Below are 25,510 nucleotides of genomic sequence, written 5' to 3'. Positions count from 1 at the left end.
TTGTGAGCCGAGGCTTTATGCTCAGCTCATCATGAGGTTATCGGGACACACATCCGCTTGTGCAGTGACGTTGCGCATAGGCATGTAAAATAACTCGGCCATTCTTACCTTCCTTGCCCGACGGGCATGTGTTAAAAATGGTCGTTGTTTCAGGGAATTGAGTGCAGAAAAGATTATGATTACTCACGCGGTCATATTTGCGCCTATCGGGCAGGTCAGTCGTTCAGACCAGATAGTGCAGCGCCTGTCAAACGCCATTATCACGGGGTTGCTGGAGCCAAAAGAACAGCTCCCCAACGAAACTGATTTGGCAAAGATGATGGGTGTCTCACATATCACTATCAGAGAAGCGCTAAACACGCTTCGGGCTAATAATCTTATCCATACGGTTCGTGGTCGAAATGGCGGGAGCTTCGTTTGCGAAAATATTGATGGCAAAAACAGCGCCCTGCATCCGTTCAAAGCGATCAGTACGGATTATCTTTCTGACCTGGGCGAAATGCATTGCGCCATTATCAGCCATAGCGCAAGGCTGGCTTCCAGACGGATGACCGGCGCGGATATCGCCAAATTTCGCGAGTTTGTTGAGGTGCTCAGCAAGGCAAACTCACCAGAGCTGATGACCCAGGCCGATATGCGCTGTCTACTGGCGATAGCTGCCAGTTCACATTCCGCGCGACTGGCCAATCAGGAGCTGCAGGTCCAGGCTGAATGGGCATCGCTGGTGGCGATACTTTATCGCGCAGACAACATTCATGCCGAAATTATTGCGCTTTACTCGGCACTGGCCGATGCGCTGGCGGCTCACAACGAGGCAGAATCCGTGCAGCTTGCCACACGGATCATCGACACGTTTACCTATTACCTTATTGAAAAAAAGCTGAAATATAACTCGAACTGACAATCAGTGAAGGCAGGACAGACAATGAGCTCTTCGACATCCTTAAGCGCATTAATTCGTAAGATTGATGATATTACCGCCTCTACCGTAGATTCTACCGTTGCGCTGGCGAGGAGCATCCATGAGGCGATTTCCGGGGTGCAAAAGGCCTCAGCAGAAGTTGTCCTCGATCCATCGGTGAGATCTACCGTTCAGCAACACATCAAGCGCACCCTCAGTAACAATCATTACTGTTCAGGGGCCGGGTTCGCCAGCCATATTGAGAGCACTGCCACCACAAAAGAGTATTGGCTGCTGGAATGGTGGTATAAGAAAGATAATGGTTTGAGTCAGGCGCACCTCGATTTAGATCAGGCCACCCAGCAACGTCTGGATTTCAGAACCTTCGAGTGGTTTAAGCACTCACCTCCGGCAGGAAAAGCCTATATCCACGGTCCCTACGTCGACTACATCTGCAATATTTCCTACACCCTGACCTCGGCAGTGCCGATCTACTACAACGATCAGTTTCTTGGCGTTGCCGCCGTCGATCTGCTGGTCAGTCAGATAGAGGCCGAACTGCTCTCCTGCGCTCATCCTGACTATGTCATTCTGACCAATCTGGAAAACAGAATTATCTTTTCCAGCTGGCCACGTTTTCGCGTGGGTGAATTACTCTCTCCCGCAAACAGTACCGTTGTTTATCAGAGCGACTACTTTATCCTTTATCACTATCAAAACTAAGGGCCCGAAGGCCCTTAGTTTTTAGTTATCCTGCCCCATATTCAGCTTGTTAGCGTAGGCAATGGCGTCGTTTTCCGGCGCAGCAGAGCGACCAAACGGTCGGGTCAGGAACATATAGATAAGCCCGGAGCCAACGACAATCGCCAGGCCGAACAGTACCGTCCAACGGTCGATGAAATCGCTGCTGTCTGCCGGTTGCGCCAACAACCAGATCCCACACAATCCATAGGCTAGCGCCAGCACGTTCACAATCACGCCCCAACCGCCAATGGTCCACTCCCCGGCCGGTTTCCAGCCTTTCAGGCGCTGGCGCAGTGCGGCAAGCACAACCATCTGGAACGAGATATAAATACCGATGACGGCAAACGCGGTAATACGCGACAGATTGTCTGGCTGGAAATAGACCCAAACGCAGATGATGACTGGCAGCAGACAGCTAACAACCATCGCATTATCCGGAACGCCATTTTTAGAGATCTTTGACATCCACTCACTTCCCGGCAGCATTCTGTCGCGGGAGAAAGAAAAGATAAGGCGGCTTAACGCAGCCTGCAGAGACAAAATGCACGACAGCATCGCCACAATCGCGACGATGATAAAGATAGTTGCGCCAGTTTCACCAAGTGCTTCATTAAGGATGGCCGGAATGGGATCAGACGTTTTGCCATTCACGATACTGACCAGATTTGGTGAAGCCAGGAGGTATCCCATGACGGAAATAATCGCCGAAATCGCACCAAATACGATGCTCAAAATCATCGCAACCGGGATCTTTTTACTTGGATTCTGTACCTCTTCCGCAACGTTACCGCAGGCCTCAAAGCCAAAGAACATAAACAGCCCCATCAGCGCGGCAGACATAAATGCGGTGGAATAGCTGCCGTCATGCGCCAGCACGCCCATCGAATCAAAAATTACGGAGAATGGCTGCGAACGGTGGAATATCAGCAGATAAATTCCCAGCGCAATCACGCTAACGATTTCACACCAGAAGCCAATTTTTGCGACCCGAGCCAGATTTTTAGTCCCGGACATATTAACAGCCATCATCAAAAGCAGCAGCAGGACGGAAGTCGCCAACATAGTGGCTGGCGTCTGACCATAGTGGAAGAGCGACTCAACAAATGTTGACGTATATTCCGCGATTGACGTAATGGTGACCACCAGGGCCCACAGGTAAATCCAGGCAGCGATCCACGCATATTTCTTGCCCCATAACCTTCTGGCCCACGGATAAAGCCCGCCGGTTATCGGATACTGGGAAGCCACCTCACCAAACACCAACGCCACCAAAAGTTGTCCACATGCGACGATTAAAATCCACCAGACTGCGGGCGGCCCCGCCAGCGTTACGGCCAGTGCAAACAGCGAATAGACGGCGGTAAGCGGCGAAAGGTAGGTAAAACCCAACGCAAAGTTTGAAATAAGACCGATCGAGCGATTGAACTGTTCTTTGCCATCTTTTTGAAAATTATCGTTTTTCTTATCAGGTGTCTGTTCCATATAGCTTTCTCTTTTGTGGAATAGTCGCAGGGTTGAACAATTAATGTATAAAAGATATTAAGTTATATGTATAGTGATTTTGTCGCTAATTTGTTAAAAATGATCGCGCATCACGTTAATGAAAAGGTGGGAATTAAACAGTCGAGGGCACAAGCATTATTCGGTATTTACGCTTCACGGTTCTTTAGCAATTGCTAACTGTTGGCCAATTGGCGGGGAAACAGGCACCCCGAATTGAGTTCGACGCTAAGTAGCAAGAATCGCTGCTGTTAAGCAACATTTTTGCAATATAATAATGTGATGTTAAACGCTGAACCTGAGCAGGTGAATGATGGAAATTGATCTCGATAATCTGGTCTTTGATGGACTGGAAGAAGCGCAAGAGCGTAATGCTGAACGTCTGGAAGATGCAGACAAGAAAGCGCAGGACATTATTGCTGATAATGACTGCGGCGACGCCTGTAAAATCTGATTTCCAAACCGGCGCAATGCCGGTTTTTTTACCGCCAGACTATGCCCCTACTCTTATCTACATTTCCCATTGCGTTTACCCATTGTTAACACCGCTTTCACTAATAACATTTTGTAAATAGATAAGAATTTTTTCTTATTTTGTCCTGAACGTAAGTTATGGGAGCGTAAAAAGCACAAACCAAAAACGACAGGGATTTACATCATGATGGCAACGAAAACTTACCGCGCTAAAAAAACACTGCTGGCACTCGGCGTGCTGCTGGCCACCGGCATTGCCGCCTCGCAGGCTCAGGCTGACCAACTGGCCGATATCAAAGGCGCAGGCGTAGTAAAAGTTGCGACATTCGACGCGAATCCACCGTTTGGTTCCGTCGATGCCAAAACGCATAAGATTGTCGGCTATGACGTTGATTTTGCTGAAGCGCTGGCAAAATCCCTCGGCGTAAAACTGGAACTGGTAGCGACTAATCCGGCAAACCGCATTCCGTTATTACAATCCGGTAAAGCCGATTTAATCGTGGCGGATATCACGATTACGCCTGAGCGGGCGCAGGTCATTGACTTCTCCGTCCCCTATTTTGTTACCGGGCAGCAGTTCCTGGTACCGGCCAAATCCCCGGACCAGCTCGATGCATACAGCAAAGCGCGAATCGGTGCGGTGAAAGGCACTACCGGTGAGCAGGCGCTCCATCAGCGCTTCCCGCAGTCGCGTGTGCTGGCCTACGACGATATTCCACTGGCGTTAACCGCGCTACGCAATGGCAATGTTCAGGCCATCACCCAGGACAGTACGATTCTGGCCGGTCTATTAAGCGGTGCGCCGGATAAAGCAGATTTCAAAATTCTGCCAGACCTGCTGAGCAAAGAAGAGATTGGCGTGGGAGTGAAAAAAGGTGAGCCAGCGCTGTTAAAAGCCGTCAATGATGAGCTTTTGAGGCTGGAATCTACCGGGCAGGCGGCAAAAATTTATGATGTCTGGTTTGGCCCTGAAACCAAAAACCCGCAACCCCGCGCCTTTAAAATAGAAGCGAAGTAATATGCTCTCAGCCCTGTTTCATCGTTGTGCAGTTTCCGCGGTGGATTTTACCCATTTGCGCCAGGCAAGCGTCGAACTGCGCAATGTCATCAAACAGTTTGACACTCACACCGTACTTAACGGCGTCAGCCTGTCAGTTGAACCCGGTGAAGTTGTGACTATTCTGGGCCCTTCTGGCTCGGGAAAATCCACGCTTATACGCCTTATCAATCAGCTTGAGTCGCTCAGCGGTGGCGAGATTTTCATTGATGACAAACCAATTAGTCAGTTGCGCGGGGCAGCATTACGCCAGTTACGCAGCCGTATCGGTTTCGTTTTTCAGCAATTCAATCTCTATTCGCATCTGACAGCGCATCAGAACATCTCGCTGGCGCTGGAATATGTTCACGGCTGGAACAAGGCGGCAGCGGCGCGTCGGGCACTCGAATTGCTGGATCAGGTGGGACTGGCAGAAAAAGCGAGCGCCTATGCCGCACAGTTGTCCGGTGGGCAGCAACAGCGCGTGGCCATCGCCCGCGCGCTGGCCTCATCGCCGCAAATCCTTCTGTTTGATGAGCCCACCTCCGCGCTGGATCCGGAAATGATCGGCGAAGTATTACAGGTGATGAAAAACCTGGCCCACAGCGGTATCACCATGATCGTCGTGACCCATGAAATGCATTTTGCCCGTGAGATTGCCGATCGCGTGGTATTCATCGATGGCGGTGAAATTCTTGAAGTGGCCGCGCCGGAGGATTTTTTCACCCGGCCACAGCACCCGAGAACCCAGCGTTTCCTGAAAAAAGTGCTCGACCCGTTACACCAGGAGTCATCGCTATAATGCTTGCAATGGACTGGCAGGGAGTGCTGAGCGGGCAACCTCTGCAATGGATAATTTCCGGTTTTCTCACCACGCTCTGGGTGACACTGGCAGGTGTCGTACTCGCCACGCTCATTGCCATCTTCCTACTCGGCCTGCGTCTGACGGGCAATCGCTTCAACAAAGCGGTGGTCAGTGTATGGGTTTCGGTGTTTCGCAACACGCCTTTACTGGTGCAACTGATGTTCTGGTATTTTGCCGCATGGAACTGGCTGCCCCGCAACGTCATTACCTTCATCAATGCAGAGCATCCCTGGTCTATTCTGCCAGGCGATGTCTGGTGGTTAACACCAGAGTTTATCTGTTCAGCATGGGGGCTGGGCGTATTTACCTCGGCATTTTTGGTCGAGGAGATCGCCTCTGGTTTACAGGCGGTTTCTGCCGGACAACGTGAGGCTGCCGTGGCGCAGGGTTTTTCATCCTGGGCGACGTTTCGTCACATTCTGCTCCCTCAGGGACTGGCGAACGCCTGGCAACCCATTGTTGGGCAATACCTTAACCTGATGAAACTTTCCTCGCTTGCCAGTGGTATTGGATTTGCTGAGCTAACCTACCAGGTGCGGCAAATTGAGAGCTACAACGCGCACGCGCTGGAAGCCTTTGCTGTTGGCACTGCGCTCTATCTGTTCACAGGCATCGTTCTGGGTATGCTGCTTACGCGTCTTGGCCCACGGCCGGCATCGGGTAAATCGTTAAAGGTTAAAACGCGTATCTTCAGCGTCAGGAGCATACTGCATGATCGCTAATATTTCGGTCATTACCGACAATCTTGATTATCTCCTGTGGGGACGGGTGGCCCAGGGACAACCCGGCGGCGTTCTGCTCACGTTGTTGATGGCTCTCGGCGCGGCGCTGCTGGCCTTGCCTGGTGGGATAGTTCTTGCCTGCTGCGCCTGGCGTTTTCCAGGCACGGTTCGCAACGGGTTGTTTATCTGGGCGGAGTTTATTCGCGGCATTCCGCTAATCTTTGTGATTTTCTGGATGTGGTATTTGCTACCCATGCTGACCGGAAGCGATCTCCCCGGAGCCGTTACCGTGACGCTGGCGCTGGCATGGTTCACCGCCGCCTCCGTCATGCACTCAGTGTATGCAGGAATTAGCGCGCTGCCTGGCGGGCAATATGATGCTGCCGTGGTTCAGGGTTTTCGCCCGTATCAGGCCCTGTGGCTTATCTTATTGCCGCAGGTGCTGCGTAACGTACTGCCATCGCTGACGGGGATTTTTATTGGATTACTGAAGGACACGTCGCTGGCGTTTATCGTTAACGTGCCGGAACTCACAACGGTTGCGGGTCAGGTTAACAGCCGGGTACAAATCTATCCGGCAGCCATTTTTATCTTTACCGGACTGGTCTATTACCTGCTGTGCCTGAGCCTGGAGAAAATCACCCAACGCCGCTTCGCGTTAAAATGAGATCACGGCTCAACATTCCACAAACTGGTGGTCTTCGTTGAGCCGATATTTCACGCCCGCCCGAATGTTATTTTCCCCCTCAACGGCAAGCGCAAAACGCATTCTCTCGCCATCGTGATAGGCTAGCGCCGCGCAGCCGCCGGGACCGAGTATTATCGAATCGACAACACCGGTACTGGCAACAACGGCGTTCTCTCCGCTGGCAATAATGTGGATGTTGTCGGCGCAGTTGGCGATTTTAGACTCTGCGCCAAAACAGGCCAACTGGGTTAAATCACCACCGCAGGCAATCCGGTTTCTGTCGCCGAGCGAACTGATGCGTACGCGCATGCCGGTACTGGCGATACGCGTCCCGTCACCCACGCTACTGATACGTGCCGAATTTCCCGCAACCGCAATTCGCCCGCGATCGCCTGAACTGCCGATATGCGCGTTATAGCCTACGCTACCAATACGTGCGCTGTAACCTGCGCTGGCGATCTGTGCGGCATACCCGGCGCTGGTGATTTTAACGTTATCGCCTGCACAACTGAATCGGGCATTATCTTCCGCACTCGCCAGCGGAGGGCTGATTTCCCCCGCCGTTTGCACACGGGAAATATTCCCCATCGCGCGAATATCCTGCTGGGCAAAACTCGCCTCTTCCCGCCATTTTGACCAGCCGTATTCCACCAGACTATTTGCCCAGTCTGTATACCCTTCCCGCTGGAGCGCACGATGGACATCAGCGTAGCTTCCGCCAGTTGGAAACGCGCGTAGAAACCAGCGATACATTACGGGCCCAACGCGCCAGGCCCGTAAGTCACTTCGCGTAATCATCATCGCTTAATGCCGGTGATAGCCATCCACCATACACTTGAAGGTTTCGCCCGGCGTACGACCTGTCGTGCAGAGATAAAGATGCCCAAAAATGAAAAACAGACTGATTATTGCCAGCGCGAAGTGCGCCTGGAGCAACCAGTAACGCACGCCGGGGAACAGGTCACCGACAACCGTCGGATAGAGCGATAACAACCCTGAGATCAACAGCAGTGGCAGTAAGCCATACATCACGCCAACATAGGCCGCCTGCTGTAGCGGGTTGAATTTAGAACGCTTTGATGCCGGGAATGGGTGTGACTCGCCCTGCATAATGCCAAACAGGTAAAAACGCGTTTGTCTTTGCGCTCGTCCGATCCAGCCCTGACGTTGAATAATATAGTGATGCCCGTTGCCGCCAATCAGATTGATCAGGACAAAGCCAATCCAGCAGGCGAGCAGCAAAAAGCCGCAGACCTCATGCACGGTAAGCAGGCTTTTCATCACCGACGCACTGACGACGGAGAAGTGATTGACCAGGCCACTGACCAGAAGTAGCAGAAATAGCAGCGCATTCGACCAGTGCCACAAACGAACGGCCTTCGAGTATAAATAGACTTTCTCACCATGCCCTGCCGACGCGTTATGTGCGGCCCGAAAGCGCAGCATGGCGTGTAGCGCCAGCACCAGCCACATCCCCACCAGCATTAACCCGGCGATGACCAACCACACAGGCCAGTAGTCCGGTGAAAACAGGGGAACATACTGCGCAAGCTGGGCGTGAAACTGTTCGGCATTCTGCGACGCGTTCATACATTTTCCTTTTTAATCAAATGTTGACCGAACCGACGATACAGATGGGGTTTCCCGGCGCCTGCAAGTTGATGCTCGTAATACTTATTTTCTCTCAACCAGGTCTGAATTTCCGGGCTATCTTCGCGACCAAAAATCAGCGCATGTTCCGGGCAGGCGTTAACACAGATCGGCGGGAAACCTTTCGCCAGACGAGATTCAGCGCAGAAGTCGCATTTATCCGCCACTTTGGTCTGCGGGTTGAGATAGCGCACCTGATAAGGACACGCGCCAATACAGTAACTGCAGCCGATACAGGAAGACGTGTCTACCCGCACAATGCCGTTGTCATCTCGCCATGAGGCGCCGGTCGGACACACCTCAATACAGGGGGCATCATCACAGTGCTGGCAGGACTGACGGAAGTAGTGATACAGCGTTTCGTTGTCGTTGTCCGAAACCGGAATATGAGCTATCGACAAACGGCTACCCTGCGCAGGAACATGGTTGGTTTTCCTGCATGCGCGGGCGCAGATATTACATCCGTTACACAGTGATTCATCGTGAATCATGACGTAATGTACGTCTTTAGAACTCCTGGTACTCGCTAACAGATTTTGACCTGGGCCAGTGAAAAAAATCACCGTCCCCATGCCAATGACAAATTTTCGTCGGGTGAAGGACATCGGGTTATCCTCTAATACTGTGACAGTGGTCGTCCACACGTTCCATGACATCAACCTGAATAATTCAGGGGTTCTGATACTGCTCAACCTCAAGCCATTCGCACAGGCCGTACGCTTTGCCATAACTCATAAAACGTTCGCTGAACAAATAAGGCTCCGCATTTGACGATTCCACAGTCCGTATATCTGCATAATCGGGATGCGTTTCCATGGCCGTGAGCGCAGCGGCAATCTGTTGAGACTCAAAGCGATACGGCGGTTGCGTCAACATGGCGACCTTATAAGGGCGAGGATACGTTCGACAGTCGAAGCGTACCGCCTCGGCAATCGCACGGCAGATGTCGTTTTCCACCACCTGCACACACATGTCGGCGTAATTTGCCGTCATGGTTTGCGTCGAATAGAAATATGCTTCTTCCGCACCCTGCACACAGGTGATATCCGCACCATTCGCGTCCTGGCCCAGCACATCCAGCAGCGCGGAAAGATCGGTTTCAGGAACCGAATAAGGCGGCAGCAAAAAGACACTGCGCGCCACCAGTTGCCCCGATGCTGAATGCTGACGGATAAAATCTGCCACAATCAACTCCGGGCTGGCTGGTTCCTGAACCTGGGGCGCATTCATCTGTTCTACAGGCGGGTGAAACGCCTGCAGCCACTGTCTCTTTCGGCTATCCACTTCGTCAGGAAACGCCTCAACGGGGGTCAGAACGTCGCTCACGTTAGTCATCTCGCATTCCTTACGCCGGCAACAGATCTTGTGCAGCCAAATCAGCGGCTACATCTTCAAGTCCGAGTCGGTTCAGGGTTTCACGCGTTGGGCAACCCAGCTCTGGATCCCAGCCCATTTCCTGATAGAACATCGTCAGCGACTGACGCATATCCTCCCGGTCCATCTTGTCGGTCCCTTCAGTGAAGACCGGGATCTTCGGATCTTTATCAAACACCCAGGAGCAGATGAGATCATGCTCATTGCGCATATCTTTGGTTTGCATCAATTTGACCGTATAGGCACGGTGCAGGGTAAAGATGCGTTCAGCGGCCAGGTCCAGACTCTCCTGCGTGGTTTCATCGCCGGTGACCGCCTGGAAGAATTTTGCTTCCAGATCCAAATCGCCGCGATAGTTACGGCTCTTGAGTGGTGAAACCGTCATCGGCCACACCCAGTTGCACAGCGTAACCGCGTTATGCAGACAGACTTTCAGCAGCGTCCATTTGGCATATTTGATCTTGGCGGCATTGATTGGGGTGTAGTTTTTGGTTTCGTCGTATGCATCCTGCGAACCAAATAGCTCGCCCGCCACTTCGCGCTGTAATTTCAGCGGTAAACCGGAACCGATGAAGTTGATATGGGTATGCGCCATACAGTCACGGTTAAACATACAGTTGGTGATCGCTCCCACCTGTGCAGAGGCCTCGTTTGCATGGTGGACAGGAAAACCAAACGGCGACCACAGTTTATTTTTGGCATAACCCCAGTACTCTTCGCCCAAATTCCAGCGTTCAGCAATGGCATACGATCCGTCCGCAAGATGGCTGAGTTCCCCCACGCGATGCGCCAATCGGTAGTAAAAATCCTTAATAAAATGAGGATCGCCCGCTTCCAACTGATCCCAGCGGATCTCCGCATACTCTTCAGCTGGCAGTACGCGCTTAAAGACGCCTTTCGAATAGCAGTAAGTAAAATCACGGTGCAACTGCCCGTAGTTACACCAGATGCCATAATCGTCAAACAGGTTCAGACCAATCAGATTTCCCACCACGCGCCCATCGTCTTTATCGTCGAAATCTTTCGGGCCATTGGGGAAAATGGTGGTGTGGACAAAGTTCGCCACGCAGGTGTTACCGCCGGTACTTGGCACGCCAAAATCTTTCACCCGCGGGACATTGAGCTGCGACATACAGCGAATGGGGCATGAATGGCAGCCGCTCATTTTGACCGTGTATTTCTCAGCGGCTGGCCCCAGATCGAACACGGATTTATAGGTACGGAAACCCACGGTATTCTGGTTACCCGGCGGGATTTCCCCGGTTTCGATTGGTCCCCCTTCTGCCGCGCCCCAGAACAGTCCCTTACGGGCCGTCCAGCGCGAGTTTGGCGAAGAGTATTCTGCCCAGGCCTGCGGGGTGCTTGGCACAACGTGGTTGTTGTTGGCACCGATGAGCTCGGTCATCATGTAATCATTGAGCCGCTTCATCTCTTTGCGATCGGCAATATTGACCCCTTTGGTCCCTTCTACCGCAATAGCCTTCAGGTTTTTCGACCCCATTACCGCGCCAGTACCGGCGCCTCCGCTGTGGTTGCGACTGTTGATCATGCAGGAGAGCGGCACCAGATTTTCACCCGCCTGACCAATAGCGGCGACGCAGGTTTCCGGGCTGGTAATGCGGCAAATCTCTTCGGTTGTGGCGCGCGTTCCCTTACCCCACAGGAAATCGGCTTTTTCGATGCTGACCTTTTCGTCTTTAATGTTGATCCAGACAGGCGTCGCGGACTTGCCTTCGATAATAATGGCGTCGTAACCGGCGAATTTCATTTGCGCAGCGAAGAAGCCGCCCATATGAGCATCCACTACTAAATTGCCTTTGGTAAAAGTCGATAAGGAGGTGATATTGACGCGGGAGCTACAAGGGGCACCAGAGCCCGTTAATGGCCCGGTGGCGAAAACCAGTTTATTCCCTTCATCGAAAGGCATGGTGCCTGGCGGGACTTCGTCGTACATAATTTTATAACCAAAGCCCATCCCGCCGACAAATTTTTTAAATTTACTGGAATCTTCAAGGGTGATATTCCCCGTGGTGAGATTGACCCGTAAAATATTACCTGTCCAACCATTAGCCATCATGTTTTCCTTTGCAAGAAGGTTTAATAGATATACCCGCCATCCTTCAGGCAGTTTTTTTTGCAAAACTGCGATATTTTTGGCAATTAATGACGCGTATCAGGCATACCTGCTATCTATCAAACAGTAATATCTTTCCACTCGATAATTTTTAATGCCCCAGTCGGACAAGCATTGGCGCACTCCCCACATAACACACATTTTGAGGATTTTTTTGTTTCGGTATTCACGGTCGCCATCATCCACGGGCAGGCGGTGGTACAAGCGCTGCAGCCAATACAACGTTTATGATCCACCGCAATACAGCCGTCTTCCTGTTTCCAGGTAATAGCGCCAATGGGGCAGACCTTCATGCATTGCGGATCTTTGCACTGACGACAGGTATCAGCGGTATAGTTTAAATCGCCATACAGTCCGCCACCGGACCCGACGCCATCATCGCCAAAGAAGTAGTTGCGATGGATTTTTATACGGGAAAAGAAAGTCCCCACGGCACCATCGTTATAGTTGGTACAGGAAATTTCACAGCGGTGGCAGCCAGTACAGCGCGCTCGCTGGGTCACCAGCACCCCTTTCGGCGTATTGATAAGCCCCACGGTACCGCTGTCGATATCTTCCTGCTTACAGCCAAAAAGTGATAACAGTGCAGGGGCGATGGTTAATCCCGCCAAACCTTTTCCTGATATCCGCAGAAATTCAAGCCGCGTTAAACCACAATCTAAAAATGGACGATCAACCTGATTCATTTATTTCGCATCCTCTTCGCAAACGCTGTGTTAGCAACCCCTCCAGGCTAAATTAAACCCGTGCAACTCAAGCCATTTCGGGCGGTTAATGTTGCCAACAACACGTAAATTTTTGCCCTAACCTGATCGCGTAAAATGACGGTGGTTAAACTGAATGAATCTAATCCTTTAGGGTTAGGCGTAAAGATAATGTGGTTATTCAGCGCTCATAGTTTTGATCGTCATCAATTAAAAAACGGAAGTGAAATAATAAATGCGGAGTGAGATTTATTATCATTAAGATAAGTTGAAATAATATTTCACATGCTTTGCAAATATTTGTGACTCTACTCGCATATATATTTTTATATATCATCCGGGATATAAATTAATATACAGCGGAGATTACTCCTCTAATTGCAGCACTAAATTATATATATTGATAGATTAACGTGACGAGAATAAAAGGACGGCGAACGAGACCACCATCCTCTTTTTGTGGATTAACCGGCTAATGCTTTAATGACGGTCTCAATAGCCTGTTTTTCTAACTCGCTGCGCTTCACGCGCTGGTTGGCGAGGGTGGTTCTCAGTACTCCCGCAATGACGATATGCTTAGGCTCTTGTCCCAGATCGCGCATTTCCAGCACTACTTTACCGACTACTCTGCACATTTCACGGTACAACTCATCGTCTTTGGTCTGATTTCCCATTTTTTCCCGCTCGTCATTAACTCAAACCAACAGCATATATCAGTCTGACGGATTAGACAAAATTCAATGAAAATCAAATAAATGTCATAAATTTACTGAATCCTCTGCAGTCGATTAACCAGTTCAGCAAGACTCCCCGCCTGCATTTTTTCCATCACCCGCGCCCGATGAACCTCAACCGTGCGCACGGCAATATTCATGGCATCAGCAATTTCCCGATTCATTAACCCTTTTGCTACCAGTCGCGCCAGCTCTCGCTCCTTTGGCGTAAGCTGCTGATAGCAAACCACGATCTCTTGTCGCGAAAAGGCGGCGTGAGAAATCTGCACTGCATGCTCTAACGCCGCTTGCAGAGGCGCGGCGGAAACCGGCTTTTGCAAAAAATCGACCGCACCGCGTTTCATTTGCTCAACCGCCATCGGCACATCGCCATGCCCGGTGAGAAATACCACCGCCAGCGTACTCTCACGCTGGCGCATGGCTTCATGCACAGCATGCCCATCCAGTACAGGCATACGCATATCCAGCAAAAGTACGCCCACCTGGTGCAGATTTGCCTCAGCGAGGAATGTTTCGCCTTGCTCCCAGCAACACACCTCATATCCCAGACTTTCCAGTAAAAACGCGCAAGCCTGGGTGACGGCAATATCGTCATCCAGCAGATGAATGATTGCCACGACGGCCTCCCTCCGGGTTTTGCTTAAAATGTAATGTCACTACAACGCCCGCTTTTTCATCTGGAGCCTGATGATTTTTGATCTCAATGTCTCCGTTTGCATAGCGCACCAGCCGCTGGCAAATGGCTAGCCCCAGCCCCATGCCCTCTTTACGGGTGGTCATAAACGGCTGAAAAGCCTGGTACAGCTGCACCTCATCAATACCTCCGGCGTTATCCTGCACCTGAATACTCACATCACCATCCTCACGCTGAGCGCTAAACCACACGGTGGTTGCCCCCGCCTGGGCGGCGTTGAGAACCACATTGGCCAGTACCTGTTCGAGGAGAACACTCGGCAACGTTAATGTTAACGCCTTACCGATCTGCGTTTGCAGCGCTACCGCCGGAAATTGCTGGGGCATGCGTAATAATTGCCAGACGTGATGGATAGCATCATGAACGTTGACGACCTGCCAGTCATCGGTCATCACCGGATTGCCCTGTGCCTGGCTGACCCACTGGCGTAGATTGTGCAGCGTATCAGCCCCCCGCTGCGCCTGGGTATCAATGTGCTCCAGCGCGGGCAGCAGCGGATGCTGTTGATCCTGATTACGCAGGCGGATCAGACAGCCCTGCGCATAATGACGGATAGCCGATAGTGGCTGATTGAGCTCGTGGGCAAAACCCGACGTCATCTCGCCAAGCACGCTCATTTGGCGAGCGGTTTCCAGCTCCTGTTCCTGTTTGCGCAACAATACGTTGTTTCGCTCCAACAGCCTGCCGCGTCGGCGGACCAGCAACATCACCCAGATGTAATTGAGCGTCAGCAACAACAGTACAAGAGCCGCGGCCCCCATCGCCAGCCGATGTTGAATAAACCAGCTTTTGACATCCAGCCACAACTGGCGCTGCTGCGGATGCTGGCGGACATCGCGCAGCAACGCTTCCACCTCGCGGGTCGAGGCGGGCGCCCCCCAGCGAAACGTCGAGTTCTGCGGCGCATTGAACAGGGCCCGCGTGACGCGATCGGCCAGCTCGTCGCTTACCGCAGGCAGTGCCGCAAATGACCAGTCAGGATAGAGCGGCGTACTGGTTAAACAGGGTATCGACGTTGGATGGTTAAGCACCGCCGTAAAATCTGTTTTACGAATAAGCCCTTCTTCGTCCATTTTTTCCAGCAGGCACACCGGCACAATCACCGCCTGCACGGCTTTTTCGCGTAATAAATAGAGTAAGGCATCGGCGGGAAATCCGGTAAACGTCAGGCGCAAATCGCGCTCCGGGCGCAGCCCGGCATCGCTGAGCGCTTTATATCCCAGCAAATAGCCGCCAAATGCCTGAGCGTCAATGGCACCCACCGTTTTGCCGATCAGATCGTGTGCGGAGGTTATCCCGCTATCGCGCCTGACGAGGATCGCGCTGCCAATCACATTACTGGTGGCTTTCCCCCCGCGAGTAGAACGGAGTGACGCCAGCCAGCGTAGCGCAGCGCGGCTGTTTAGTTGAACAAATTGCGCCGGATTAGTGACCACAAATTGTACCGTTCCACGATTCACCGCCTCCTGCATCTGTCGCAGGTCCAGTGGTTGAATGTGAAACTGTTCGCCGGGAATTTGTTGATTCAACAGGGTCTCCAGCGGCTGCCAGTGATTACGCGTGGAGATATCCCCACGCATCGCCAAAACGCCAATGTTCCATGTCTGAGCCCTGACCACACCGCTTAGCATCCATAGCGATACCAGCACCGTCAGACATTTTGCTACGTTGCGTCCCACTCAATTATCCCTGTCAATTATGTTGTTTTAGATCAACAACAAGCCGGGTATGTGGTTAACCACAATAGAGTACCCCCCGTCACGATTTTTACACTGTAAATCATCAAGATTCTTTATTCATCACACGCAAACCAACGGCGTGACCAATGTTTCGTTGTTGCATCGTGACGGGAGAAAATATGGACAGCAGTAAACGGCAGTTTCTCCAGCAACTGGGCGTCCTGACCGCTGGCGCATCACTGGTACCCTTGGCTCAGGCGCAATTTCCCTTCTCGCCTGAACGCCATGAAGGCTCACTTCAGCATCGCTACGCCATGCTGGTTGACCTGCGACGCTGTATCGGCTGCCAGGCCTGTACTGTCAGTTGCGCCATTGAAAACCAGACGCCGCAGGGTGAATTTCGCACCCTCGTTAACCAGTACCAGGTGCAGATTGAAGGTCAGCAGAGCGTCACCAACGTCCTGCTGCCGCGGCTGTGCAACCATTGTGATAATCCTCCCTGCGTGCCCGTTTGCCCGGTACAGGCTACCTTCCAACGCGAAGACGGCATTGTGGTGGTCGACAACACGCGCTGCGTGGGCTGCGCCTACTGCGTGCAGGCCTGCCCTTATGATGCGCGGTTCATCAACCATGAAACACAAACCGCCGATAAATGTACCTTTTGCGTTCATCGCCTCGAAGCTGGCCTGCTCCCGGCCTGCGTGGAATCCTGCGTCGGCGGCGCGCGCATCATAGGCGATATCAAAGATCCGCACAGCCGGATTTCTCAAATGCTGCGTGAACACCATGACGCCATCAAAGTCCTGAAACCGGAAAACGGGACATCACCGCACGTGTTCTATCTGGGTCTGGACGAAGCGTTTGTAACCCCGTTGATGGGACGTGCTCAACCCGCTCTCTGGCAGGAGGTTTAAATGAACCATTCACTGGTTATTGAAGAGGTTCTGGCCCATCCCCAGGACGTAAGCTGGTTACCCTGGGCCGTACAATATTTCTTTTTCATCGGCATTGCCGCCTGCGCCGCGCTGTTCGCCTGCGTACTTCACTGGCGTAAACAAGAGATGCCGGAACTGGAAAACCTGACGCTGTTAATCGCCCTGACCTGCGCGATTACCGCGCCGCTGGCGCTGACCGCTGACTTACACCAAACCGCCCGCGTCTGGCATTTCTACGCCTGGCCGACGCCATGGTCCTGGATGCCCTGGGGCGCGCTGTTTTTACCTCTATTTACCGGCTTCTTAGGTCTGTGGTTTCTGGCGCAGCATGTTAAACGGTTAACGCTTAAAAGTTACAGTGTCACTAAGTGGTTGGCGATAGGTAGCGCCTTGTCAGCCATCGGGTTGCTGGTATACACCGGCCGCGAAGTGTCGGTAGTGCAGGCGCGTCCTGTCTGGTTCAGCTACGCCTTTCCGGTTGCGATGTTCCTCAGCGCGCTGCAAACGTTTCTCGCCCTGCTCATCGCCGCGACAAAAAGCGAGGGAACATTGACCCGCAAACTGGCGTGGGGGCAGACAGTCACCCTGATGGTACTGGCTTTGGTCGTGGTGATATGGGTGAGCGGCAATACGCTTTCCGGTTCGGCTATTCGCCAATGGCTGAACGTTGCCCCGTTAGCACGACACTACGCCATCGGTTGGGTTGCGCTATGGCTTGTTTCGCTTGTCCTGTGCGGGCTGGTGCTCCGTAACCCCTTATCACTGCCGCTGCGCATATTACTTGCATTTAGCGCGATGGCGCTGTGCTGGCTGATGCGCTGGACGTTACTTATCCAGGTGCAGACCATACCGAAATTTAACGCGCTGTTTAATCCTTACACCCTGCCCGGTGGTACCGATGGCTGGCTGGCCATTGTGGGCACCTTCGGCCTGTGGATAGCACTGATCATTATTGTTCGTGAAGCCCTGAACGCGATCGCAAGGAGAATGCAACATGGCTAATTTAACCCGTCGTCAGTGGCTTAAAGTAGGCCTTGCCGTAGGTGGCATGGTGACTTTTGGCCTGAGTTATCGGGATGTGGCAAAGCGCGCGATAGACGGTTTGCTGGACGGCTCCTCGGGCAAAATTACCCGAGACCGCATCTTTGGTAACGCCCTCATCCCCGAAGCCAATGCCCAGCCGCGCTGGCAGCAGAACCCGCAGCAGGTTATCTCCATGACGCAGTGCTTCGGCTGCTGGACGCAGTGTGGCGTGCGGGTGCGCGTTGACAGCGAACAAGGCAAGGTGTTGCGCATTGCAGGCAACCCCTATCACCCATTGTCTCACGAGCACCATATTGACGCCTCCGTCCCCTTTGCCACCGCAATGGAACAACTGGCGGGCGAAACGGGTCTTGACGCGCGTTCCACGGCCTGCGCCCGTGGCGCAACCTTACTTGAAGGTTTATACAGCCCGTTACGCATTCTCCAGCCCATGAAACGTGTCGGCAAACGCGGTGAGGGAAAATGGCAGAGCATCAGCTTCGAACAGCTGATCAAAGAGGTGGTGGAAGGCGGCGACTTGTTTGGTGAAGGCCACGTTGACGGCTTGCGGGCAATCCATGACACCAACACGCCACTTGATGCCAGGCATCCCGGCTTTGGCCCTAAATCCAATCAACTGCTGGTCACCAATACCAGCGATGAAGGACGTGATTCATTTTTGCGCCGCTTTGCATTAAATAGTTTTGGCAGTAAAAACTTCGGCGCTCATGGCGCTTACTGTGGTCTGGCATACCGGGCCGGTTCCGGTGCGTTAATGGGCGATCTGGATAAAAATACCCACGTGAAGCCCGACTGGGACAACGTCAAATTCGCGCTATTTATGGGAACGTCTCCGGCGCAATCCGGTAACCCGTTTAAGCGCCAGGCTCGCCAACTGGCCAGCGCCCGTTTACGCGACGACTTCCGTTATGTGGTGGTGGCGCCGGCCCTGCCATTGACCACGGTGCAGGCTGACAATCGCGGCCACTGGCAGCCTGTACGACCGGGAAGTGACTCCGCGCTGGCGATGGGGATGATCCGTTGGATTATCGAAAAACAGCGTTATAACGCCGATTATCTCACCATTCCCGGCGTACAGGCCATGCAGCAGGCCGGGGAAAAAAGTTGGACTAACGCCACGCATCTGGTGATTACCGATGAGCTTCCAACCCTTGCCGGACAGCATTTAACCCTCGCGCACCTGAGCGCAAACGCCGCTCAGGTGCCGGTGGTCATTAACGAGGCCGGCGAAATTGTCGCCGCCAGCAGTTGCCCACGCGCGCAGCTGTTCGTCACCCGCCAGGTCACGCTGGCAGACGGTCAGACGGTGACGGTAAAAAGCAGCTTCCAGTGTCTGAAAGAGTCCGCTGGGAAACTAACGCTGACGCAGTACAGCCAGCAATGCGGTGTGTCTGAAGCTGACATTGGCGCCCTAGCCGACGCGTTTACCCGCCATGGCCGCCAGGCGGCGGTGATTACGCACGGTGGAATGATGGCAGGCAATGGATTTTATAACGCCTGGGCGGTGATGATGCTCAATGCGCTGATTGGCAATCTCAGTCTTGAAGGCGGCGTATTTGTCGGCGGCGGCAAGTTCAATGGCGCCATCGACGGTCCGCGCTACAACATGGACAGCTTCGCCGGGAAGGTAAAACCAAAAGGATTAAGCATCGCGCGCAGTAAAACTGCTTATGAGTCTTCCGAAGAGTATCGCAATAAGGTGGCGGCCGGACAATCGCCCTTCCCGGCCAAAGCCCCGTGGTATCCGTTTGTCGCAGGCCAGCTTACCGAACTCCTCGTCTCGGCGCTGGAAGGCTACCCTTATCCGCTGAAAGCCTGGATCTCAAACATGACCAACCCGTTCTACGGCATCGCAGGGTTGCGCGGCGTGGCGGAAGAAAAGCTCAAGGATCCTGCGCGTCTGCCGCTGTTTATCGCTATTGACGCCTTTATGAACGAAACCACGGCGCTGGCCGATTACATCGTGCCAGATACCCACAACTTCGAAAGTTGGGGATTCAGCGCCCCGTGGGCCGGCGTTGCCAGTAAAGCCACCACCGCGCGTTGGCCGGTAGTGACAGCGGCAACCAGCAGTACCGCTGATGGTCAACCCGCCTCGATGGAATCTTTCTGTATCGCAGTGGCAAAACGTATCGGGCTCCCCGGATTTGGTAACAATGCGATTACCGATCCGCAGGGCAATCACTATCCGTTGAATCGTGCGGAAGATTACTACCTGCGACTCGCCGCCAATATTGCGTTTATGGGCAAAGCGCCGGTCGCTGAAGCGCAACCGGAAGACATAGCGCTGACTGGGGTACAGCGGATCGTGCCAGTGATGACCCAAACGCTGAAAACCGATGAAATCAGCCGGGTGGCGTTTATCTACTCCCGCGGTGGGCGTTTTGCGCCAGACAACAGCGGGCGGGTTGAGAATCGGATAGGCAATGCGTGGGGAAAACCGCTACAAATCTGGAATGCGGACGTCGCCGCGCACCGCCATGCAATTACCGGCGAGCGCTACAGCGGCTGCCCGGCCTGGTATCCTTCACGACTGTCAGATGGGCGTGCGGTCGAGGAGTTGTTCCCGGAACAAGAGTGGCCGCTGAAACTGATTTCTTTTAAATCCAATACCATGTCCAGCGCCACGGCGGTGATCCCTCGTTTGCATCATCTGAAGCCGGTTAATCTGGTGGCGCTTAATCCGCAGGATGGTCAACGATATGGTTTAGCGCATGGCGATATGGTGCGTATCACCACGCCTGGCGGTCAGGCGCAGGCGCAGATAAGCCTGCTTAATGGCGTGATGCCGGGCGTGATCGCCATTGAACACGGTTATGGGCATAAAGAAATGGGCGCGTCGCAGCATACGCTCGACGGCAAGCCGATGGCGTTTGACGCACAAATAAGGTCGGGGATTAATCTCAACGATTTGGGCTTTGCGGATCCTACCCGGCAGGTAGCCAATACCTGGCTTGACTGGGTGTCAGGTGCAGCGGTGCGCCAGGGTTTACCAGCGAGGATTGAGCGAGTGAAACTCTAGCGCCGGATGGCCACGCCAACGCGTTTTATCCGGCCTACAGAACGTCGTAGGCCGGATAAGGCAACGCCAGCGGATCAGTTATTTACCGGGATCACCGCACCTTTATATTTGGTGCGGATCCAGTCCTGGATCTCTTTTGAGTGCAGGACATCAACCAGCGCCACGATATCTTTTTTCTTCTCGTCGCCACGATGCACTGTAATGATGTTGGCATACGGGTTGTTTTCACCACTTTCGACGGCGATAGGATCTTTTACCGGATCCAGCCCGGCGTCGATGGCGTAGTTGGCGTTAATCACCACCGCATCGCCTTCGTCGTTGTTATACATCTGCGGTAACAGCGCGGCTTCCACGTTAGGCAGGAACTTCAGTTTTTTCGGGTTCTCGACTATATCGCTAATGCGCGCGGTGACTTTATCCACGCCCGGCTTCAGCTTGATTACGCCCTCTTTTTCGAAAATCGACAGAATACGGCCTTCCTCAGATACCGCATCGCGCATGATGACCTTGCCGCCTTCCGGCAGATCTTTAAGCGATTTCACTTTTTTCGAATAGATCCCAATTGGCTCGATGTGAATCGCTCCGGCGCTGACGAAATCATAGGTTTTATCGCCCGCATGATCTTTAATCACGCTGTTCAGGTACGGAATATGCTGGAAGTAGTTAGCATCAATCTCACGGCCAGCCAGCGCGGTGTTGGGCAGAATGTAATCCTGGAACGGTTTAATCTCTAAATCGATCCCCTGCTTCGCCAGAATAGGCTTAGCCTGCTCAAGGATCTCCGCGTGCGGCACGTTTGAGGCGCCAACGGTCAGAGTATCGGCCCAGGAGGCAAAGCTCAGGGCGCTTAAGGTTGCTGCGGCGAGTAACGTCAGTGATTTTTTCATGATAATGGTTTCCGTATTTTATTAGCGTTTATCTAACAGAGAGGTGATCACATCGCCGCAAAGCTGGATGATGAAGACAATGAGCAAAATCGTCACCGTCGCCACCAGCGTGACGTCGCTGTGGTTGCGCTGGAATCCTTCCAGATAGGCCAAATTCCCTAAACCACCGGCACCAATCACCCCTGCCATCGCGCTGTAGCTGACCAGCGCAATCAGCGTCACGGTGATCCCGGACACCAGAGCAGGAGAGGATTCCGGCAGTAAAACCCGAAAAATAAGCGTGCTTAGCCGTGCGCCCATCGAACGCGTCGCCTCAATAACCCCTTTGTCGACTTCACGCAGGGCAATTTCGACCAGACGCGCATAAAACGGTGCCGCCCCTACAATCAGCGCAGGCAACGCGGCATTAGCGCCGAGAATGGTGCCAACCATCGCTTTGGTAAACGGGATCAGCAGCACGATCAAAATGATGAACGGGATGGAACGAAAGATATTCACCACCAGCGAAATAACGCTATACACCGCGCGATTGTGAAACAGTCCGCCGCGTGCGGTCAGGAACAGCGCCAGACCAAGTGCAACGCCCAGGACAAAGGTCGCTGCGCCAGAAAGGACCGTCATGTAGAGCGTTTCCTGGGTTGCTGCCAGCAGTTGCTCCCACTTCAGATGAGGAAACAGTTCTTCAGCCATGGTTTATCACCTCGCCTTCAATGTCGCTCTGGCGCAGATCGGCCAAAATATTGTTCAATTGTTCCTCAGAGGCCACAACGTGCACCCAAAGCTGACCAAACACACCGTGTGCGGTTTGCGTCATCTTGCCGTGTAAAATGTTAAACGGCAGGCCATAGCGCAGGGTCAATTCGCCAACCACAGGCCGATGCGTACGTTGCCCGGTAAACGTTAGCTTGATCACCACACCGCCCAGCTCGCGGGCCAACTGTGGGTTAAACTCGTCTTCTTCGGTGTACTGACTCACCTGACGAACGAACTGTCGGGTGATCGGCTGTTGGGGATGGGTAAAGACGTTGAGCACGTCGCCTTCCTCAACGACCCTGCCGTTTTCCATTACCGCGACGCGATCGCAGATTTTGCGTACCACGTGCATTTCATGCGTGATCAGCACAATGGTTAATTTGAAGCGGCGATTAATATCGAGCAGCAAATCGAGGATCTGATCGGTAGTTTGCGGATCCAGCGCCGAGGTGGCTTCATCACACAGCAGAACGTCAGGATTGTTCGCCAGCGCACGGGCAATTCCTACCCGCTGTTTTTGCCCACCGCTAAGCTGGGACGGATACGCATTTTCACGACCGCTCAGCCCCACCAGCGAAATCAGTTCAGCAACTCGCGCTTTAATTGATGCTTTTGGTGCTCCAGCAATTTGCATAGAGAACGCAATATTTTCACTAACCGTTCGTGACCACAGCAAATTGAAGTGTTGAAACACCATGCTGATTTTCAGTCGCGCCTGACGTAAAGATTCCCCACGGGCGGCAGAGATATCGTGGCCGTTAATCGTTACGCTGCCTGAAGTCGGTTTTTCCAGACCATTAAGTAAGCGTATTAAGGTGCTTTTCCCCGCCCCGCTGTAACCAATAATTCCGTAAATCTGTCCCTGTTCAACCGTCAGGTTGACGTTATCGACAGCGGTAATGGCAAGCCTGCCTGGCGTAAACACTTTCGAAATATTTTTCAGGACAATCATGTCGTTTAGGTATCCGCTGCTGCTTATTGTTCTGCTGCTAGCGCTTTTGGCTGTTTAGCAGTATGGATGTCCAAACGAGTGTAATCAGTGAGATTGGCTTTTAAAATGAATTAAAACGCATTTGATATAACTTTTAGAAATATGTTGGTTTGGTCGGCGTTATACACAAAAAGTCAGGGATTGGGATGACAATTACACCTTGTTGCGCAACAAATGCTGCTGCGAATAACCTCTTTATCCATACCTGGAAACAAATTAATGAATATTTTCTGTAAAACTGCACAGAAGTGTTTTGAAACGATGTTTCCATTTTCCTTTTTGATAATTTTCAGCGTATAATGCGCGCCAATTGTCTCTTGAATGGTTTCAGCACATTGACCTGTAAAACTCAACGACTACAAAACTCACCATCCCGTTGGGCTGAAACACAAGCACACATTCCTCTGCACGCTCTTTCGATGTCACCTATCCTTAGTGCGAGGCATCACAACTTTCGTAACTCAGGTTTAGCTTCCCGTCCGTGCGCGGCGGGAGCCAGATTTCCATATCCTTCTCAACTTAAAGACTAAGACTGTCATGAAAAAGACGAAAATTGTTTGCACCATCGGTCCGAAAACCGAATCCGAAGAGATGTTAACCAAAATGCTGGACGCGGGCATGAACGTCATGCGTCTGAACTTCTCCCATGGGGACTATGAAGAACACGGTCAGCGCATCAAGAATTTGCGCAACGTCATGAGCAAAACCGGCAAGAAAGCCGCAATCCTGCTCGACACCAAAGGTCCGGAAATCCGTACCATCAAACTGGAAGGCGGTAACGACGTTTCCCTGAAAGCGGGCCAGACCTTCACCTTCACCACCGACAAATCTGTGGTCGGCAACAACGAAATCGTTGCTGTTACTTATGAAGGCTTCACTAAAGATCTGTCCGTCGGCAATACCGTTCTGGTTGACGATGGTCTGATCGGCATGGAAGTTACCGCTATCGAAGGTAATAAAGTTATCTGTAAAGTGCTGAACAACGGCGACCTGGGCGAAAACAAAGGCGTTAACCTGCCGGGCGTTTCCATCGCGCTGCCAGCACTGGCTGAAAAAGACAAACAGGACCTGATCTTCGGTTGCGAGCAAGGCGTTGACTTCGTTGCAGCATCCTTTATCCGTAAACGTTCTGACGTCGTTGAAATCCGTGAGCACCTGAAAGCGCACGGCGGCGAAAACATCCAGATCATCTCCAAAATCGAAAACCAGGAAGGCCTGAACAACTTCGACGAAATCCTCGAAGCATCTGATGGCATCATGGTTGCTCGTGGCGACATGGGCGTTGAGATCCCGGTTGAAGAAGTTATCTTCGCGCAGAAGATGATCATCGAAAAATGTATCCGTGCACGTAAAGTCGTTATCACTGCGACCCAGATGCTGGACTCCATGATCAAAAACCCGCGTCCGACCCGCGCTGAAGCCGGTGACGTAGCGAACGCCATCCTCGACGGTACCGATGCAGTAATGCTGTCTGGCGAGTCTGCAAAAGGTAAATACCCGCTGGAAGCCGTCACCATCATGGCAACCATCTGTGAGCGTACCGACCGCGTGATGACCAGCCGTCTGGACTTCAACAACGACAGCCGTAAACTGCGCATCACCGAAGCCGTTTGCCGTGGCGCGGTTGAAACTGCAGAAAAACTGGATGCTCCGCTGATCGTTGTAGCAACCCAGGGCGGTAAATCTGCTCGCGCAGTACGTAAATACTTCCCGGATGCCACCATCCTGGCGCTGACCACCAACGAAACTACCGCGCGTCAGCTGGTGCTGAGCAAAGGCGTAGTTGCACAGGTGGTTAAAGAAATCAGCTCTACCGATGATTTCTATCGTCTGGGTAAAGAAGTCGCTCTGGAAAGCGGTCTGGCTCAGAAAGGTGACGTTGTGGTGATGGTTTCCGGTGCACTGGTTCCGAGCGGCACGACCAACACGGCATCCGTTCACGTGCTGTAATAATTCCAACGCGAATTAATTTGCTTAAA

The 25,510-nt window shown here is 52.6% G+C and carries 24 protein-coding genes; 11 read left to right on the top strand and 13 right to left on the bottom strand.

Annotation, left to right across the window (positions count from 1 at the left end; translation table 11 throughout):
- Positions 1-175: 175 nt before the first annotated feature.
- Positions 176-901, top strand: coding sequence for a FadR/GntR family transcriptional regulator (locus N0B36_RS06265; RefSeq protein WP_016156385.1), 726 nt, complete (start codon positions 176-178; stop codon positions 899-901).
- A gap of 24 nt (positions 902-925) precedes the next feature.
- Positions 926-1,624 carry a cache domain-containing protein gene (locus N0B36_RS06260; protein ID WP_016152932.1) on the top strand — a complete coding sequence of 233 codons (699 nt, stop codon included), beginning with the start codon at positions 926-928 and terminating at the stop codon, positions 1,622-1,624.
- 21 nt (positions 1,625-1,645) lie between these two features.
- Here the strand turns inward: N0B36_RS06260 and N0B36_RS06255 are convergent, their stop codons facing one another.
- Positions 1,646-3,127 carry an APC family permease gene (locus N0B36_RS06255; protein WP_016152931.1) on the bottom strand — a complete coding sequence of 494 codons (1,482 nt, stop codon included), beginning with the start codon at positions 3,125-3,127 and terminating at the stop codon, positions 1,646-1,648.
- A 331-nt stretch (positions 3,128-3,458) separates the two neighbouring features.
- Between N0B36_RS06255 and N0B36_RS06250 the strand changes: the two genes are divergently transcribed.
- The 5 genes from N0B36_RS06250 to N0B36_RS06230 all read left to right on the top strand — a co-directional run bounded on the left by N0B36_RS06250 (position 3,459) and on the right by N0B36_RS06230 (position 6,909).
- Positions 3,459-3,599: a hypothetical protein gene (locus N0B36_RS06250; protein ID WP_016152930.1), complete on the top strand. Its 141-nt coding sequence runs from the start codon at positions 3,459-3,461 to the stop codon at positions 3,597-3,599.
- Between the two features lie 204 nt (positions 3,600-3,803).
- On the top strand, positions 3,804-4,637 hold the full coding sequence (locus tag N0B36_RS06245) for an ABC transporter substrate-binding protein (protein WP_200079907.1): 834 nt from the start codon (positions 3,804-3,806) through the stop codon (positions 4,635-4,637).
- Between the two features lies 1 nt (position 4,638).
- Positions 4,639-5,457, top strand: a complete 819-nt coding sequence (locus tag N0B36_RS06240) for an amino acid ABC transporter ATP-binding protein (protein ID WP_200051752.1) — start codon at positions 4,639-4,641, stop codon at positions 5,455-5,457.
- Positions 5,457-6,242 (top strand): amino acid ABC transporter permease, encoded by a 786-nt coding sequence (locus tag N0B36_RS06235; RefSeq protein ID WP_259686195.1) that lies wholly within the window; start codon positions 5,457-5,459, stop codon positions 6,240-6,242. The genes N0B36_RS06240 and N0B36_RS06235 overlap by 1 nt, the downstream gene beginning before the upstream one ends.
- Positions 6,232-6,909, top strand: a complete 678-nt coding sequence (locus tag N0B36_RS06230) for an amino acid ABC transporter permease (RefSeq protein WP_016156380.1) — start codon at positions 6,232-6,234, stop codon at positions 6,907-6,909. Before N0B36_RS06235 ends, N0B36_RS06230 begins: the two co-directional genes overlap by 11 nt.
- A 9-nt stretch (positions 6,910-6,918) precedes the next feature.
- Here the strand turns inward: N0B36_RS06230 and ydhT are convergent, their stop codons facing one another.
- From ydhT to ttrS, 9 genes are all read right to left on the bottom strand, one after another.
- Positions 6,919-7,683 (bottom strand): protein YdhT, encoded by a 765-nt coding sequence (ydhT, locus tag N0B36_RS06225; RefSeq protein WP_369707199.1) that lies wholly within the window; start codon positions 7,681-7,683, stop codon positions 6,919-6,921.
- Positions 7,684-7,734: 51 nt separating this feature from the next.
- A complete protein-coding gene (gene phsC / locus N0B36_RS06220; protein ID WP_259686194.1) occupies positions 7,735-8,520 on the bottom strand; it encodes a thiosulfate reductase cytochrome B subunit in 786 nt (261 codons plus the stop codon).
- Positions 8,517-9,185: a 4Fe-4S dicluster domain-containing protein gene (locus tag N0B36_RS06215; RefSeq protein WP_016152923.1), complete on the bottom strand. Its 669-nt coding sequence runs from the start codon at positions 9,183-9,185 to the stop codon at positions 8,517-8,519. Before N0B36_RS06215 ends, phsC begins: the two co-directional genes overlap by 4 nt.
- Before the next feature lie 64 nt (positions 9,186-9,249).
- Positions 9,250-9,915 (bottom strand): YdhW family putative oxidoreductase system protein, encoded by a 666-nt coding sequence (locus N0B36_RS06210; protein ID WP_016156378.1) that lies wholly within the window; start codon positions 9,913-9,915, stop codon positions 9,250-9,252.
- 10 nt (positions 9,916-9,925) lie between these two features.
- Positions 9,926-12,028: an aldehyde ferredoxin oxidoreductase gene (locus N0B36_RS06205; protein ID WP_019076689.1), complete on the bottom strand. Its 2,103-nt coding sequence runs from the start codon at positions 12,026-12,028 to the stop codon at positions 9,926-9,928.
- A 119-nt stretch (positions 12,029-12,147) separates the two neighbouring features.
- The gene (locus tag N0B36_RS06200) at positions 12,148-12,774 is read right to left on the bottom strand and encodes a ferredoxin-like protein (RefSeq protein ID WP_038640293.1); all 627 of its coding nucleotides are present in this window, start codon (positions 12,772-12,774) and stop codon (positions 12,148-12,150) included.
- Between the two features lie 482 nt (positions 12,775-13,256).
- Positions 13,257-13,466, bottom strand: a complete 210-nt coding sequence (fumD, locus tag N0B36_RS06195) for a fumarate hydratase FumD (RefSeq protein ID WP_003029345.1) — start codon at positions 13,464-13,466, stop codon at positions 13,257-13,259.
- Positions 13,467-13,558: 92 nt separating this feature from the next.
- Complete coding sequence (ttrR, locus tag N0B36_RS06190; protein ID WP_016152919.1) at positions 13,559-14,143, bottom strand: tetrathionate respiration response regulator TtrR; 585 nt, start codon at positions 14,141-14,143, stop codon at positions 13,559-13,561.
- The gene (ttrS, locus tag N0B36_RS06185; protein WP_259686200.1) at positions 14,118-15,851 is read right to left on the bottom strand and encodes a tetrathionate respiration histidine kinase TtrS; all 1,734 of its coding nucleotides are present in this window, start codon (positions 15,849-15,851) and stop codon (positions 14,118-14,120) included. The genes ttrR and ttrS overlap by 26 nt, the downstream gene beginning before the upstream one ends.
- A gap of 227 nt (positions 15,852-16,078) precedes the next feature.
- Here ttrS and ttrB point away from each other — a divergent pair, with 227 nt between their 5' ends.
- Genes ttrB through ttrA form a run of 3 tightly spaced genes read left to right on the top strand, consistent with a single transcriptional unit; the run spans position 16,079 to position 20,900 of the window.
- On the top strand, positions 16,079-16,813 hold the full coding sequence (gene ttrB / locus N0B36_RS06180) for a tetrathionate reductase subunit TtrB (RefSeq protein ID WP_019076686.1): 735 nt from the start codon (positions 16,079-16,081) through the stop codon (positions 16,811-16,813).
- Positions 16,814-17,836: a tetrathionate reductase subunit TtrC gene (ttrC, locus tag N0B36_RS06175; protein WP_200049857.1), complete on the top strand. Its 1,023-nt coding sequence runs from the start codon at positions 16,814-16,816 to the stop codon at positions 17,834-17,836.
- Positions 17,829-20,900, top strand: coding sequence for a tetrathionate reductase subunit TtrA (ttrA, locus tag N0B36_RS06170; RefSeq protein WP_259686193.1), 3,072 nt, complete (start codon positions 17,829-17,831; stop codon positions 20,898-20,900). Before ttrC ends, ttrA begins: the two co-directional genes overlap by 8 nt.
- Positions 20,901-20,974: 74 nt before the next feature.
- On the opposite strand, the gene N0B36_RS06165 is transcribed toward ttrA, so the two are convergent.
- From N0B36_RS06165 to N0B36_RS06155, 3 genes are read right to left on the bottom strand one after another with little or no spacing between them, the layout of a single operon-like run.
- Positions 20,975-21,787 carry a MetQ/NlpA family ABC transporter substrate-binding protein gene (locus N0B36_RS06165; protein WP_003029358.1) on the bottom strand — a complete coding sequence of 271 codons (813 nt, stop codon included), beginning with the start codon at positions 21,785-21,787 and terminating at the stop codon, positions 20,975-20,977.
- A gap of 21 nt (positions 21,788-21,808) precedes the next feature.
- The gene (locus tag N0B36_RS06160; protein ID WP_016152914.1) at positions 21,809-22,477 is read right to left on the bottom strand and encodes a methionine ABC transporter permease; all 669 of its coding nucleotides are present in this window, start codon (positions 22,475-22,477) and stop codon (positions 21,809-21,811) included.
- A complete protein-coding gene (locus N0B36_RS06155; protein WP_016156371.1) occupies positions 22,470-23,492 on the bottom strand; it encodes a methionine ABC transporter ATP-binding protein in 1,023 nt (340 codons plus the stop codon). The genes N0B36_RS06160 and N0B36_RS06155 overlap by 8 nt, the downstream gene beginning before the upstream one ends.
- A 576-nt stretch (positions 23,493-24,068) precedes the next feature.
- Between N0B36_RS06155 and pykF the strand changes: the two genes are divergently transcribed.
- Complete coding sequence (gene pykF, locus N0B36_RS06150) at positions 24,069-25,481, top strand: pyruvate kinase PykF (protein WP_016152912.1); 1,413 nt, start codon at positions 24,069-24,071, stop codon at positions 25,479-25,481.
- Positions 25,482-25,510 lie beyond the last annotated feature (29 nt).

The organism is Citrobacter sp. XY323 (genome assembly GCF_025106035.1).
GTDB classification, from domain to species: domain Bacteria; phylum Pseudomonadota; class Gammaproteobacteria; order Enterobacterales; family Enterobacteriaceae; genus Citrobacter; species Citrobacter braakii.
Note: the sequence above shows the minus strand (reverse complement) of the source record. Positions and strands in the feature narration are given on the sequence as shown.

Excerpts from the sequence above, each read along its gene's own strand:
- N0B36_RS06265 (WP_016156385.1), top strand. The coding sequence starts at position 176 with ATGATTACTCACGCGGTCATATTTGCGCCTATCGGGCAGGTCAGTCGT.
- N0B36_RS06260 (WP_016152932.1), top strand. The coding sequence starts at position 926 with ATGAGCTCTTCGACATCCTTAAGCGCATTAATTCGTAAGATTGATGAT.
- N0B36_RS06255 (WP_016152931.1), bottom strand. The coding sequence starts at position 3,127 with ATGGAACAGACACCTGATAAGAAAAACGATAATTTTCAAAAAGATGGC.
- N0B36_RS06250 (WP_016152930.1), top strand. The coding sequence starts at position 3,459 with ATGGAAATTGATCTCGATAATCTGGTCTTTGATGGACTGGAAGAAGCG.
- N0B36_RS06245 (WP_200079907.1), top strand. The coding sequence starts at position 3,804 with ATGATGGCAACGAAAACTTACCGCGCTAAAAAAACACTGCTGGCACTC.
- N0B36_RS06240 (WP_200051752.1), top strand. The coding sequence starts at position 4,639 with ATGCTCTCAGCCCTGTTTCATCGTTGTGCAGTTTCCGCGGTGGATTTT.
- N0B36_RS06235 (WP_259686195.1), top strand. The coding sequence starts at position 5,457 with ATGCTTGCAATGGACTGGCAGGGAGTGCTGAGCGGGCAACCTCTGCAA.
- N0B36_RS06230 (WP_016156380.1), top strand. The coding sequence starts at position 6,232 with ATGATCGCTAATATTTCGGTCATTACCGACAATCTTGATTATCTCCTG.
- ydhT (WP_369707199.1), bottom strand. The coding sequence starts at position 7,683 with ATGTATCGCTGGTTTCTACGCGCGTTTCCAACTGGCGGAAGCTACGCT.
- phsC (WP_259686194.1), bottom strand. The coding sequence starts at position 8,520 with ATGAACGCGTCGCAGAATGCCGAACAGTTTCACGCCCAGCTTGCGCAG.
- N0B36_RS06215 (WP_016152923.1), bottom strand. The coding sequence starts at position 9,185 with ATGTCCTTCACCCGACGAAAATTTGTCATTGGCATGGGGACGGTGATT.
- N0B36_RS06210 (WP_016156378.1), bottom strand. The coding sequence starts at position 9,915 with ATGACTAACGTGAGCGACGTTCTGACCCCCGTTGAGGCGTTTCCTGAC.
- N0B36_RS06205 (WP_019076689.1), bottom strand. The coding sequence starts at position 12,028 with ATGGCTAATGGTTGGACAGGTAATATTTTACGGGTCAATCTCACCACG.
- N0B36_RS06200 (WP_038640293.1), bottom strand. The coding sequence starts at position 12,774 with ATGAATCAGGTTGATCGTCCATTTTTAGATTGTGGTTTAACGCGGCTT.
- fumD (WP_003029345.1), bottom strand. The coding sequence starts at position 13,466 with ATGGGAAATCAGACCAAAGACGATGAGTTGTACCGTGAAATGTGCAGA.
- ttrS (WP_259686200.1), bottom strand. The coding sequence starts at position 15,851 with ATGCTAAGCGGTGTGGTCAGGGCTCAGACATGGAACATTGGCGTTTTG.
- ttrB (WP_019076686.1), top strand. The coding sequence starts at position 16,079 with ATGGACAGCAGTAAACGGCAGTTTCTCCAGCAACTGGGCGTCCTGACC.
- ttrC (WP_200049857.1), top strand. The coding sequence starts at position 16,814 with ATGAACCATTCACTGGTTATTGAAGAGGTTCTGGCCCATCCCCAGGAC.
- ttrA (WP_259686193.1), top strand. The coding sequence starts at position 17,829 with ATGGCTAATTTAACCCGTCGTCAGTGGCTTAAAGTAGGCCTTGCCGTA.
- N0B36_RS06165 (WP_003029358.1), bottom strand. The coding sequence starts at position 21,787 with ATGAAAAAATCACTGACGTTACTCGCCGCAGCAACCTTAAGCGCCCTG.
- N0B36_RS06160 (WP_016152914.1), bottom strand. The coding sequence starts at position 22,477 with ATGGCTGAAGAACTGTTTCCTCATCTGAAGTGGGAGCAACTGCTGGCA.
- N0B36_RS06155 (WP_016156371.1), bottom strand. The coding sequence starts at position 23,492 with ATGATTGTCCTGAAAAATATTTCGAAAGTGTTTACGCCAGGCAGGCTT.
- pykF (WP_016152912.1), top strand. The coding sequence starts at position 24,069 with ATGAAAAAGACGAAAATTGTTTGCACCATCGGTCCGAAAACCGAATCC.